Here is a 13,253-nt window from a genome sequence, read left to right on the forward strand (position 1 = left end):
ACTAAATGTCACTCTGCGGCTACTTGAGGTCCCCGGACGGGCTACTTGCGGGGCCGCCCGGGGACGAGGCCGCCCTGGTCGGCGGCGCGGCGCTACTTCAGCGCCCCCGCGGTCAGCCCCTGCACCACCTGCCGCTGGAACACGATGTATGCGGCCAGCACCGGCAGCATCGCCATCACCAGACCGGCGAAGAGTCCGGACCAGTCACCCTTGTAGCCCTGGCTGACGGCCAGCTGGACCAGGCCCTGGGTGAGGACGCGCTTGTCCGGGTCGGTGTTGAGGACCGTGGGCAGCATGTACTGGTTCCACTGGCCGAGGAAGTTGAAGATGCCGACGCTGATCAGGCCCGGCTTGGCCATGGGCAGCATGATCTGGAAGAACGTCCTGGTGTGCGAGGCGCCGTCCACGAACGCGGCCTCCGCCACCGAGGTCGGCAGCGTCCGGAAGAACGCGGTCAGGAAGAACACCGTGAAGGGCAGCGAGTAGGCGATGTAGACCAGGATCAGGCCGTGGATGGTGTTCAGCAGGCCCATGTTGTTCACGACGTAGAACAGCGGCACCAGCGCGAGCATGATCGGGAAGCTCATGCCGCCGATGAACAGGAAGTAGATGAACCGGTTGCCCGGGAAGTCGAAGCGGGCCAGCACATACGCCGCCATCGACCCGAGCATCAGGGTGCCGATGAGCGAACCTCCCACCACCAGGATGGTGTTGAGGAAGTAGTCGCTCATGTTGGCCTCGGTCCACGCCCGCGACCAGTTGTCGAAGTGCAGCTGGTCCGGCAGCGACCAGGGCGAGGAGAAGATGGAGCGGTCGTCCTTGAAGGACGTCATCACCGCCCACACCAAGGGCATCACGACCATGATCGCCCAGATGATCAGGATCGCGTGCGAGAAGACGTTGAGGGTGCCGCCCTCCTTCTTCTTCCGGGGTGGTGGCGCGGCCGGGCCGTCGGCCTTGGCGACGGGGGCCCCGGACTCGGCCGGGACGGGGGCGGGGGTCTGGGTCGTCTTCATCAGCTCAGTACTCCAGCCGCTCGCGTCGGCCCAGCCGCATCACCACGGCGGCGAAGGCCAGCGTGACGACGAGCAGGGCGACGCCGATCGTGGTGGCGTAGGCGGCCTGCCCGTCCCGGAACGCCTTCTGGTACACGTAAAGGACCATGACGGTGGTCGAGTAGTCCGGGCCGCCGGGCCCGGTCGTCATGATCTGTACGACCGCGAACGACTCGGCGCCGAGGGCGAGGATGCCCATGTAGATCCAGCCGGACTGCACCGTGTCCCACAGCAGGGGCAGGGTGATCCGGAAGAACGTGGTGGCGCGGCCGGCCCCGTCGAGGAGCGCGGCCTCGTACAGGTCCGCCGGGATGGAGGCCATGCCGGCGGAGAAGAGGACCACGAAGAACCCGACCGTGGACCAGACGAGGACCGCCATCACGGCCCAGAGGGCGAGGTCCGGATCGCCCAGCCACAGCGGTTGGACACCGTCCAGCCCCATGCCACGCAGTATCGAATTGATCGCACCACTGTCCGGGTTGTACGCGAAGGCGAACAACAGCGCCACGATCGCGATCGAGAGCACCTGCGGAAAGAAATAGACGATCTTGTAGAAGGACGATCCCCGGACACCGGTGATCACGGGGCCGCCCTTCCTCTTGCGTCCGCCCACATTGATCATGAAAGCGAAGAACAGCGCCAGGCTGATCGTCAGCAGCGGCAGCACGATCGCGAACAGCAGGCTGTGCTGCAACGATTTCCAGAAGATCTCGTCGTCGAGCATCCGGCTGTAGTTGTCGAAACCGACCATCTTGAATTCGGGGCTCAGACCGGTCCAGTCCGTGAACGAGTAGTAGATGGACTGGATGAACGGCCACACGACGAAAAGCGTGTAGAGCCCGAGGGGCACCGCCAGGAACCCCACGATGAACCGGTACTTGCCGTGCTGCATCGCTTCACCGGTGCCTTTACTGGTGCTTGTAGTGCTTGATCGACGAGTCCTTGGCGGCCGCGTCGGCGTAGGCCTGGATCTTCTTGATGGCCTCGGCCGGGGTGAGCCGGCCGGCCATCATCTCGCCGAGGCCCGCCACACCGATCTGCTCCTTCTGCAGCTGCACGTACCAGTCCTGGATCCGGGGGTTCACCACGTTGTCGCCGGCCTTCTCCAGGGCCGCGACACCGGACTTGAGACCGGGGGTGAGGGTGATGCCGTCGGTGCCGCCGTTGTACGCGGTCAGCGACTTCACCTTGCTGGTGAAGTTCTTGGACGACGCCTCGCTGAGCATGATGCGCAGCTGTTCCATGCCGCCCGTGCCGTTCTTCGCCTTGGCCGGGACGATGAAGGGCTCGCCGCCGGAGGCCCAGATGGTGCCGAAGGGCATCTTGTCGGAGGAGTCGAGACCGGTGGGCGCGGAGACGGCCAGATCGAAGTCGGACGGGATGACCTTCGCGGACTCGTTCTCCACCCAGGAGCCGTTCGGGATGAACAGCGCCCTGCCCTCGGCCCAGGCGGTCTGCGACTGGATGTGGTCCAGGCCCGGGGTGCCCTTGAGGATGTAGCCCTTGCGGTAGAGCTCGTAGTAGGCCTCGAAGCAGGCCTTGACCGCCGGGTGCTTCCAGGCGTTGTCCTCCAGGTTGTCGATCGAGTCGAGAACCTCCCGGCCGCCCACCTTGGCGATCATCGGGTAGAGCGAGAAGGGGAGGTAGTACGGGTGTTTGCCCGCGTACGTCCAGCCCGCGATGCCCTTCTTCTTGGCCTTCTCGCAGACCGTGAGCATCTCGTCCCAGGTCTCGGGGTACTGCTCGTCGAGCGAGTCCAGGGCCTTCTGCGAGTACCAGACGCCGTACACCGTGTAGGCGTAGTACATGATCCAGACGGGGTCGCCGTCGAACTGGCCCATTTCCACGATGCCCGGGCGCAGGGTGTCGCGGACCTTCTTGTCCGGGTCGTCGTAGGACGGGGCGTCGAGGAGCGGGGTGAGGTCGGCGAGCTGCTTCTTGCCGACCAGGACGCCCATGTCCATCTGCTCGGCGCCGGAGTTGTCGATCAGGTCCGGCGGGGTGCCCTGGTTGAAGCGGGGCTGGAGCGTGGACTGGATCTTCTGGGTGGCGGAGAACTTCACGCTCGCCTCGGGGAAGTTCTTCTCGTAGATCTTCACCGCGTCCTCGGCGTACTCCTTGCCGAAGCCTCCGTCGAACAGCACGAACTCCATCTGCGCGCTGTCGTTGACGCCGAGAGGGTTCTTCGCCGTCTTCTCGCCGGCCTCGGCCTTCTCCTCGTCGCCGCCTCCGCCGCTGCTGGCGCAGGCGGACAGGAAGCTCATCGTGGGCACGCTGATCAGGCCCAGCGCCGCGGAGCGCTTGATCAGATCGCGGCGGCCGACGCCTTCGGAAGTGGTGCTGCCGACCCCCTCGGGGCCATTGTCGTTCTCAGCCGTGGTGGATCCCATGCTCAAGTCCTCGCCTTCTCCAGGACTCAGGCGGTGAACCGGATCCTCCCGGCACCGCGGTCGGTTCAAGCTGGGGTCGTGCGTGAGGATTCAACAGGGGCGAGACGGCGTCCGCGCGCATGACACGTTGGCGATCACCGGTAATTCCCCCCAGGTCGTGCCTGCCCACAGTTGTGCGACCACTGTGTGGACGCCGACAGGTATAGTCCACTTGCCGCCGAGGGGGCAAGATCGAATGCAAGGTTCACCATTGGTCTTTTCCGAGTTGAGACCTCTCGGAAATATGAGCGGCCTTGCGCCACCTGACCGGAAAATCCGCGCCATTCGCCCCGGATGGCCCACGCAACACCCTTGACATCACTCTCCACTTGAACCCCTACTGGTCCCTGCGTGAGCGGTCGACAACGTTGTCCTCTTTCGATCACTTCTCGATCGAAAATAGTCTGCTGGACGTAGGGAGGGTGCTCGCTGATGCGGCACAGACGGTTTTCCACGGCGGCGCTCGGCGCCGCCGCGTTCGCTCTGGTGGTGGCCTCGCAGGGGGCGGCCGTCGCGTTACCGGACCGGCCGGCGACCGGTGAGCGGGAGTTCAGCTCCTCGTTCGAACCGGACGACCCGGCTCCGGACTGGCTCAGCACGGTCGACACGGCAGCGGACGGCTCCCCCCGGTCGTCCGGCGTCGACGGCGGCCACACCACCGGCATCCCCGGCGACATCACCGACCACGTCACCGACGTCCGGGCGAGCGGCGAGAACACCGACGGCGGCGAGGTGAAGGAGAACCTCGTCGACGGCGAGCCCGGCACCAAGTGGCTCACCTTCCAGCCCACCGGCTGGGCGGAGTTCGATCTCGACCAGCCGGCCAAGGTGGTCACCTACGCGCTGACCTCGGCGAACGACTTCGAGACCCGCGACCCTAAGGACTGGACCCTCCAGGGCTCCACCGACGGCAAGGAGTGGAAGGTCCTCGACACCCGCTCCGGTGAGAGCTTCGAGGAACGGTTCCGGACGAAGTCGTACGACATCCCCGGCGACGCGACGGCCGAGTACCGGCACTTCCGGCTCGACATCACGAAGAACAACGGCGCCTCGATGATCACCCAGCTCGCCGATGTGCAGTTCTCCACGGGCGGCGGCCAGGACCCCGCGCCGAAGGACATGCTGTCGCTGGTCGACCGGGGCCCGAGCGGCTCGGCGACCGCGAAGGCGGGTGCGGGCTTCACCGGCAAGCGGGCCCTGCGGTACGCGGGCCGCCACACGGCGGACGGCCGGGCGTATGCGTACAACAAGGTCTTCGACGTGAACGTGGCCGTCGAGCGGGACACCGAGCTGGCGTACCGGATCTTCCCCTCGATGGCGGACGGCGATCTGGACTACGACGCCACGAACGTCTCGGTGGACCTGGTCTTCACGGACGGCACCTCGCTGAGCGGGCTGGGCGCCGCGGACCAGCACGGCTTCCCGCTGTCGCCGCACGGACAGGGCGCGGCGAAGGTGCTGTACGTCAACCAGTGGAACGACGTGGTCTCGCGGATCGGCTCGGTCGCGGCCGGGCGGACCGTGGACCGGATCCTGGTGGCGTACGACTCCCCGAAGGGCCCGGCGAGGTTCCGCGGCTGGCTCGACGACGTGACCCTGCGGGTGCGCGCGCCCGAGCGGCCGAAGGCCCATCTTTCCGACTACGCGGTGACCACCAGGGGAACCAATTCCAGCGGCGGTTTCTCCCGCGGCAACAATTTCCCGGCGACCGCGGTGCCCCATGGCTTCAACTTCTGGACGCCGGTGACCAACGCGGGCTCGCTGAGCTGGCTGTACGACTACGCGCGGGCCAACAACGCGGACAATCTGCCGACCGTCCAGGCGTTCAGCGCGAGTCATGAGCCGAGCCCCTGGATGGGCGACCGGCAGACCTTCCAGGTGATGCCGTCGGCCGCCGGCGGAACCCCCGAACTGAGCCGTACGGCACGGGCGTTGACCTTCCGGCACGAGAACGAGACGGCCCGGCCGTACTACTACGGGGTGCGCTTCGAGAACGGCGTCAAGGCCGAGATGGCGCCGACGGACCACGCGGCGGTGCTGCGCTTCACCTATCCCGGTGACGACGCGAGCGTCCTCTTCGACAATGTGACGGACCAGGCGGGGCTGACCCTGGACAAGGACGCCGGGGTCGTGACGGGCTTCTCGGATGTGAAGTCCGGCCTGTCGACGGGTGCGACCCGCCTCTTCGTGCACGGGGTCTTCGACGCGCCGGTCACGGACGGCGACTCGACCGGCGTGAAGGGCCACCTCCGTTTCGACGCGGGCTCGGACCGCACGGTGACGCTGCGCCTGGCCACCTCCCTCATCAGCCTCGACCAGGCGAAGGACAACCTGCGCCAGGAGATCCCGGACGGCACGTCCTTCGAGACGGTGAAGGACCGGGCGCGGGCCCAGTGGGACAGCGTCCTGGGGAAGGTGGAGGTCGAAGGGGCCTCCCCCGACCAGCTCACGACGCTGTACTCGAACCTCTACCGGCTGTATCTGTACCCCAACTCCGGCTTCGAGAAGGTCGGTTCGAAGCACCAGTACGCCTCGCCCTTCTCCCCCATGACCGGCCCGGACACCCCGACGCACACGGGCGCGAAGATCGTCGACGGCAAGGTGTACGTCAACAACGGCTTCTGGGACACCTATCGGACGACCTGGCCCGCGTACTCTCTTCTGACACCTCGCCAGGCAGGAGAGATGGTCGACGGTTTCGTGCAGCAGTACAAGGACGGCGGCTGGACCTCCCGCTGGTCCTCCCCCGGCTACGCGGACCTGATGACGGGGACGTCGTCGGACGTGGCGTTCGCGGACGCATACGTGAAGGGCGTCGGCTTCGACGCGAAGACGGCGTACGAGGCGGCCGTCAAGAACGCCACGGTGGTCCCGCCGTCGGCGGGCGTCGGCCGCAAGGGCATGGCCTCCTCGCCCTTCCTCGGCTACACCAGCACCGACACCCACGAGGGCCTGTCCTGGGCGCTGGAGGGCTACCTCAACGACTACGGCATCGCCCGCATGGGCCAGGCCCTGTACCGGAAGACGGGCGAGAAGCGCTACCAGGAGGAGTCGGCGTACTTCCTCAACCGGGCCCAGAACTATGTGGAGTTGTTCGACAAGGACGCCGGGTTCTTCCAGGGCCGGGACGGCAACGGGGCCTGGCGGCTCGACTCCGCCAAGTACGACCCCCGCGTCTGGGGCCACGACTACACCGAGACCAACGGCTGGGGCTACGCCGTCTCCGCGCCGCAGGACAGCAAGGGCCTCGCCAACCTGTACGGCGGTCGCGGCGGGCTGGCGAAGAAGCTGGACACCTACTTCTCCACCCCGGAGACGGCCTCGCCCGACTTCGTCGGCTCCTACGGCGGCGTCATCCACGAGATGACCGAGGCCCGTGACGTACGCATGGGCATGTACGGCCACTCCAACCAGGTCGCCCACCACGCGATCTACATGTACGACGCCGCCGGACAGCCCTGGAAGGCCCAGGAGAAGGTCCGCGAGGTGCTCTCCCGCCTCTATGTCGGCAGCGACATCGGCCAGGGCTACCACGGGGACGAGGACAACGGCGAACAGTCCGCCTGGTACCTCTTCTCCGCCCTCGGCTTCTACCCCCTGGTGATGGGCAGCGGCGAATACGCCATCGGCTCCCCCCTGTTCACCAAGGCGACCGTCCATCTGGAGAACGGCAGGGACCTGGTGGTCGAGGCCCCGAAGAACAATGCGAAGAACGTGTACGTGCAGGGCCTGAAGGTCAACGGCAAGCCCTGGACGTCGACTTCACTGCCGCACTCCCTCATCTCCCGGGGCGGCGTCCTGAAGTTCGACATGGGCCCGCAGCCGTCCCGCTGGGGCACCGGCGAGAGCGCGGCCCCGGTGTCGATCACGAAGAACGACAAGGCGCCGACACCGCGCACGGACGCCATCGAGGGCGACGGCGAACTCTTCGACAACACGTCGTCGACGAAGGGGTCCGTGAAGACGGTGCCGCTCCCAACGCCCGCCGGTACCAAGGCGGTTCAGTACACGCTCACCTCCTCCGACCACACCGAGGCACCGACCGGCTGGACCCTCCAGGCCTCCACCGACGGCGCCACCTGGAAGCCCCTCGACCGGCGCTCCGGCGAATCCTTCGCCTGGGACCGTCAGACCCGGGCCTTCTCGGTCCCCGTCCCGAAGGCGTACGACCACTACCGACTGGTCCTCGACGACACGGCGACACTCGCGGAGGTGGAGCTGCTGTCCTGACGCCAGGACGAAGACCCCGTACCCGGGCACCGGCGGTCATGGACCGCCGGTGCCCGGGGCGAGACCCGCACGGTGCGGCCGGCGGCCGACAACGCCTGTGACGCACCCGACCCCAACCGGCTTGACTTCGTTGCACGTTGAAACGGTAGAGTCGTGTTCAGACCACTCGACAACGTTGTCTTGTCGCTCGGTCTCACCAGCCGCGCTTCCTCCGCGCCCGGTCTCCCCCGTACCGGCCGCGGCTCGCGGACCGGGTGGGCCCGCACCGCCTGCCCACCCGGTCCGCCCCGAGCACCTTCACCTGTCCGCCGGACCGGCCCCTCAGCCCACCCGGCAGGGCAGGGTCGTCGCGGGATCACCTCCCGATCCCTGCACCACATACCCGAACGTGGCGGTTCCGCCGGGATCCAACGCCCCGTTCCAGTTGGCGTTGTGCACCATCACGTTCTGTCCGGTGTAGGTCGCGCTGCCGCTCCAGAGGCTGTCGACCTTCTGCCCGGCCGGCAGTGTCCAGTTGACCATCCAGCCCAGCATCGGCACGTCGCCGGTGTTGGTGACGACGACCTCGGACTGGTAGCCGCCGGTCCAGCTGCCCGTCGTACGACGGGTCGCGGCGCACTCGCCCGGTACCGGGTCGGAGGGGTTGCCGGGCTCCTTGATGCCGGTCACCTCTCCGTTGCCGCCGTCGAAGACGATGTCGGAGCAGGAGTAGAAGGTCTCCTGGCTGTCCGAGCGCTGCCAGACCATGTAGATGAGGTGGCGGCCCGACTTGTTGGCCGGAAGCTGCCCGGTCCAGGAGTAGTTGGCCTCGACCGTGCCCGGGCTGCCGTTCAGCGGCGGGTGGTCGACGCTCAGGAACGGCTGCTCCTCCATGTCGTTCCAGGTGAGCGTCTTCGTCGGGTCGAAGCCGTCCTTGGTGATGTAGACGTAGAACCAACCGGGGTGCGCCGCCCACGCGTTGTACGAGAAGTCGACGGTCGCGCCGGAGGTGAGGTGGGTCAACGGCCAGTCGGCGCTGGGGGTGTTGAACCCGGTGAAGTTGGTGTTGCCGCCGCTGCACAGCTGGCCGTCCGGGACGAAGCCGCGGGTGCGGCCCGCGCCGTCCGAGCGGAGCACCGAGAACCAGTTGTAGAACGGGGTCGTGCCGCTGACCTGCTGTGCGGAGCGACAGGCCGGGTTGACCGGTTTGATCTCGCCGGTGTCGGTCAGCCCGTCCTGCCAGCACAGGAAGGTGCGGCTACCGGGCTTCATCGGAGTGCCGTGCGCCTCCGCCTTGCCGCTGCCGGCCGTGACGACCAGGCCGAGCGCCGGGATCGTGGTCACGAGGGCGAGCAGGACGAGAAGGAGAGCTCGGTGGCGCCGGGGCAGCCTTGATCGTAGAGTTGTCACGTGCATGACAAACACTCCTTGCGTGTACGGCTTGGAGGAACGTGCGCGTGTCCATGTGCGTGCGCAGGTGCATGTGTGCGGATGAGTGGTGCGGGGTGGGAGCGGTCCTGGCGGCGGGTTCCGGTCCGCCGCTTTATGGGAGCGCTCCCACCCCCACCTTCTTCGGAAGCTAGCGCGGAGCACCGCGCTTGTAAACGGCTGACGCGCACCCACACGAGTGCGCGCGCGTGGTCAGGGGTGTTCGGCGCGGCGGCGGATCGAGGTGAGCAGGCGGCGGGTGAGGAGCGCGTGGCTGCCTGTGCCGATGACGAGCAGCCGGTACAGGGTGCCGAACGGGCCGGGGAAGACGGCACGGGACTCGGCCCGTAGGCGGACGCGGCCGGGGCCCGCGGGGTCGAGGCGGAAGGTGAACGCGTACGTCGAGAAGTGGTGCCTGCCCTGGAGGCTCAGCTCCTCGCCCGGGATCGCGGTCACCGCGCGGAAGCCGGGGAACGTCGAGCCCTCGGCCGGGGGCCGTGACCCGGACGCCGTACGGTCGGCGCAGCCCACGAGGCCCGCGTAACGGCTCGCCCGGGGGCTTGAGAAGGCCGAGTCCAGGGCTTCACCGAGGGCCTGCCAGACGGCGTCGGGGGCGGCCGTGACGACGGTCGCGTGCTCGTCGACGTACGGCAGTGGGGCACGACGCATCGGGTCCTCCATGAGTGGGTGAGGCGGTTGTGGAGCAGCCGGCCGCCAGATGGGATCCACCGTCAGACGGGGCCCCCGTCGGGCAGTTGCTCGCGCATGGCTTCCGCGGTGTCGCCGACGTGTCGGAGCTGGCTCGCGGTGAGGCGGCGTACGTCCCAGATGAGTTCGGCGACGCCGGGGACGGCCGGGGTCGGCGATGTGGAGGTGGTGGGCGGGGAGACGCCGGTCAGTGCTTCCAGGTCGGCGGCCGGGACGTCGAGCAGCGCGGCGAAATCGGCCACGAGGTCGGGGGTCAGCGGCTTACGGCCGCGACCCACTCCGCCGTAGGTGGCGGCGGACCAGTATCGGCCGGTGAGCACCAGGAACGTGTGGGCGGTGGCCGTCCAGCCAAGGTTTCGGGTTCGGATCATGCGCATGAGGAGTGCGCCGGGGCCCGGAGGGTACTGCTGGTGCCGCGGTGTTTCGGGGACGGGCTGCGTGCGCTGCTTCTGGGGCAGGGACGCCACGAGTCGGCGAAGGGCGTTCCGTTGGTCCGGCGGGAGGGCGACGGCGTCTCGGACCAGGTAGGGCACGCGTGAGCCGGCCGTCGCGTCCAGCGGGGCGAGGTCGTCGGGGATGCCGACGCCCGCGATCGCGAAGAGGTCCGCCGTGTGGAGACCGAGTGCGGGCGCGAGCCGGCGCAGGAGAGACGGGCTCGGCGGGGCACCGGCGAGGGCGGCTCGCAGTTCGGACTCGGGGAGAGCGGGGGCCGGTGGGGACGCGGCCAGTCGGGACAAGGCCGTCGGGTCCAGGCCCCTGCGGTCCAGCAGTCGTTGCAGCAGCGGACCGAAGTCCTCTTCCCCCACCATCCCGCAAGGCTAGTGCCGCGTCAGCCAAGGTTTGCCCGTCAAGGAGCGGCGTCCGGTGCGTGCTCTCGGCGTGCCGGCCGGAAGTCCTCGTCGATGGACCGGACGTACTTGGGCTTTCGGCCGGTGCGGCGGTGGGGGCCCCTCCCGTTCGAGCGAAGCCGAGAATGGGGGAGCGTGCCGGGCGTCGCGACGGGGCGAACCTTGGCTGACGCGGCACTAGCCCGGTGTCGTGTCCCGTAGGCCTCCCCCGGCGGTCACACCGTGATCGACGGCACCGTGGGCATCGACGGAACCGAAGGGGCCGAGACCGTGTCGATGGTCGGGAGTTCGGTGGTGCCGGTCGGGGGGAGTTCGATGGTGAACTCGGTGTGGCCCGGCTCGCTGGTGACGTCGAGACGGCCGCCGTGGGCGGAGACGATCGCGGCGGCGATGGCGAGGCCGAGGCCGGAGCCGCCCTTGTGGGGGTGGGCGCGGGCGCGGGAGGCGTCGGCGCGGGTGAAGCGTTCGAAGACGGAGGGGAGGAGGGCCTGCGGGATGCCGGGGCCGTCGTCGCGTACGCGGATCACACAGCGGTCGGCGGTGGCCTCGACGGACGCCGTGACCGTCGTGCCCACAGGCGTGTGCACCCGGGCGTTGGCCAACAAGTTGGCCAGCACCTGGTGCAGGCGGGCCTCGTCGCCGGTGACCAGGGCCGGGGCGTCCAGGAGCAGGGCGAGCTGCCAGGTGTGGTCCTCGCCGGCCGCCCGCGCGTCCCACACCGCCTCGGCCACCAGGGCCGCGAGGTCCACCTCGGCCGACTCCAGCGGGCGGCCCTCGTCCAGCCGCGCGAGCAACAGCAGGTCCTCCACCAGGCCCGTCATCCGGGCCGACTCGGCCGAGACGCGCCGCCATGCCAGCGTCGGCTCGATCCGGTCGGTGCCCCGGTTCATCAGTTCCGCGTAACCGGCGATGGAGGCCAGTGGCGTACGGAGTTCGTGGCTGGCGTCGGCGAGGAAGCGGCGCATGCGTTCCTCGCTGCGCTGCCGCTGGGCGAGGGAGGCCTCGACGTGGTCGATCATGCGGTTGAGGGCGGCGCCGACCTGGCCGGCCTCGCTGCCGGGGTCCGTGTCACGGTCGGGCACCCGGGTCAGGCCGGTGACCTCGCCCCGGTCCAGCGGGGAGCGGGAGACCTCGACGGCCGTCGCGGCGACCCGGCCGAGGGGGCGCAGCTGACGTCGGATCACGACCGCGCAGACGCAGGCCGCCACGGTGAGGCCGGCGGCGGCGACCACCGCCTCGACCAGTACCAGAGCGCCGATCATGTCCTGTACGTCGTCCATCGGCAGGCCGGTCAGGACGTACAGCCCGTCGTCGCCGAGGGCAGTGATCCGGTAGGTGCCGAGGCCGGGCACGCTTCGGGTGTGCGTCGAACCGTCGGCCGCGATGCCGTCGAGGGCGGCCCGTTGCTCGGCGCTGAGGGTCTCCGGGTCGCCGCTCGCCCCGATGACCTCGGCGGAGGTGATGTTCCCGTCGCCGTCGAGGCGTGCGGCGAGGGTGCCGACTGCCTGGCCCTGCTCCCTGAGGAACGTCAGATCGGTGTGGTCGCGCGGGCCGACGCTCACCCCGCCCAGACTGCGTTCGGCGGCGTTGGTGACGCGCTCGTCGAGGGCGCCGAGCAGCGAGGCGCGCTGCGCGACGACCGTGGCCAGCGTCATCGCGGCGCACACCGCGACCAGCGTGGCGGAGATGAAGAAGAGCAGGCGTGTGCGCAGTGACCTGCTCCTGAGCGGACCGTTCGTCTTCGGTCCTGCCCTGCCCGGGCCGTTCTTCTTCCGTCCAGCCCCGCGCGGACCGTTCATCTTGCGTCCTGCCTCGCCCGGACCGTTCATCTTGCGTCCTCCCCCGCCCGGATCACGTATCCGAGTCCCCGCAACGTGTGGATCATCGGTGCCCTGCCCTTGTCGATCTTGCGGCGGAGGCCGGAGATGTAGACCTCCACCAGGTTGCCGCCGCCGTCGAAGGAACTGCTCCACACGTGGTCCAGGATCTGGGCCTTGCTCAGCACCTGGCGCGGATGGCTGAGCAACAGGCCCAGCAGCTCGAACTCCTTGGCGGTCAGCCGGATCGGCGTACCGTCGCGGTGCACCTCGCGGGTCTCCTCGTTGAAGACGAGGTCGCCGAGCACGAGGGCGCCGTCGTCCGACGATCTGCTCTCCTCGACGCCGGACCGGCGCAGCAGGCCGCGCAGCCGCAGGACGACCTCCTCAAGGGAGAACGGCTTGGTCACATAGTCGTCCGCGCCCGCCGAGAGTCCGTCGATACGGTGCTCCAGGCCGTCCCGGGCGGTGAGCATGAGCACGGGCAGCTTCGGGTTCTCGTAGCGCAGTCGCCGTAGCACCTGGAGGCCGTCGAGGTCGGGCAGCATCCCGTCGAGGACGACGGCGTGCGGGGCGCAGCCGCGCGCGGCCCGCAGCGCGCTGTACCCGTCGGCCGCCGGATAGGGGCGCCAGCCCGCCTCCGTGACGGCCACGGACAGCAGTTCGGTGAGCCCGGGTTCGTCATCGACGATGAGGACACGAACTCGGCCGTTTCGGGTCGCGGAGATGCCAGCCATGTCCTGATCCTGTCCCGGTTGG

At 68.8% G+C, this 13,253-nt stretch carries 9 protein-coding genes; 1 reads left to right on the forward strand and 8 read right to left on the reverse strand.

Translation table 11 applies throughout. The annotated features are described in order from the left end of the window. Positions 1–92 precede the first annotated feature (92 nt). Genes JIX56_RS10345 through ngcE form a run of 3 tightly spaced genes read right to left on the reverse strand, consistent with a single transcriptional unit; the run spans position 93 to position 3,445 of the window. A complete protein-coding gene (locus JIX56_RS10345; protein WP_257539276.1) occupies positions 93–1,016 on the reverse strand; it encodes a carbohydrate ABC transporter permease in 924 nt (307 codons plus the stop codon). Positions 1,017–1,020: 4 nt separating this feature from the next. Then, positions 1,021–1,947 carry a carbohydrate ABC transporter permease gene (locus tag JIX56_RS10350; RefSeq protein ID WP_257539278.1) on the reverse strand — a complete coding sequence of 309 codons (927 nt, stop codon included), beginning with the start codon at positions 1,945–1,947 and terminating at the stop codon, positions 1,021–1,023. A 16-nt stretch (positions 1,948–1,963) separates the two neighbouring features. Further along, positions 1,964–3,445 (reverse strand): N-acetylglucosamine/diacetylchitobiose ABC transporter substrate-binding protein, encoded by a 1,482-nt coding sequence (gene ngcE / locus JIX56_RS10355; protein WP_257539309.1) that lies wholly within the window; start codon positions 3,443–3,445, stop codon positions 1,964–1,966. 471 nt (positions 3,446–3,916) lie between these two features. On the opposite strand from ngcE, the gene JIX56_RS10360 reads away from it, so the two are divergent. After that, complete coding sequence (locus JIX56_RS10360; protein ID WP_257539311.1) at positions 3,917–7,714, forward strand: GH92 family glycosyl hydrolase; 3,798 nt, start codon at positions 3,917–3,919, stop codon at positions 7,712–7,714. A gap of 321 nt (positions 7,715–8,035) precedes the next feature. Here the strand turns inward: JIX56_RS10360 and JIX56_RS10365 are convergent, their stop codons facing one another. From JIX56_RS10365 to JIX56_RS10385, 5 genes are all read right to left on the reverse strand, one after another. Beyond that, on the reverse strand, positions 8,036–9,109 hold the full coding sequence (locus JIX56_RS10365) for a lytic polysaccharide monooxygenase auxiliary activity family 9 protein (RefSeq protein ID WP_257539312.1): 1,074 nt from the start codon (positions 9,107–9,109) through the stop codon (positions 8,036–8,038). A 225-nt stretch (positions 9,110–9,334) separates the two neighbouring features. Continuing rightward, entirely contained in the window at positions 9,335–9,790 is a 456-nt protein-coding gene (locus JIX56_RS10370) for a hypothetical protein (protein WP_257539314.1), read from the reverse strand. Between the two features lie 62 nt (positions 9,791–9,852). Then, on the reverse strand, positions 9,853–10,638 hold the full coding sequence (locus JIX56_RS10375; protein WP_257539316.1) for a hypothetical protein: 786 nt from the start codon (positions 10,636–10,638) through the stop codon (positions 9,853–9,855). A 254-nt stretch (positions 10,639–10,892) separates the two neighbouring features. Then, the gene (locus JIX56_RS10380) at positions 10,893–12,476 is read right to left on the reverse strand and encodes a sensor histidine kinase (protein WP_443031800.1); all 1,584 of its coding nucleotides are present in this window, start codon (positions 12,474–12,476) and stop codon (positions 10,893–10,895) included. A gap of 26 nt (positions 12,477–12,502) precedes the next feature. Beyond that, a complete protein-coding gene (locus JIX56_RS10385; protein WP_257539317.1) occupies positions 12,503–13,231 on the reverse strand; it encodes a response regulator transcription factor in 729 nt (242 codons plus the stop codon). Positions 13,232–13,253: the final 22 nt, after the last annotated feature.

Origin of the sequence: Streptomyces sp. CA-210063, assembly GCF_024612015.1 — a bacterium.
Taxonomy (GTDB): Bacteria; Actinomycetota; Actinomycetes; order Streptomycetales; family Streptomycetaceae; genus Streptomyces.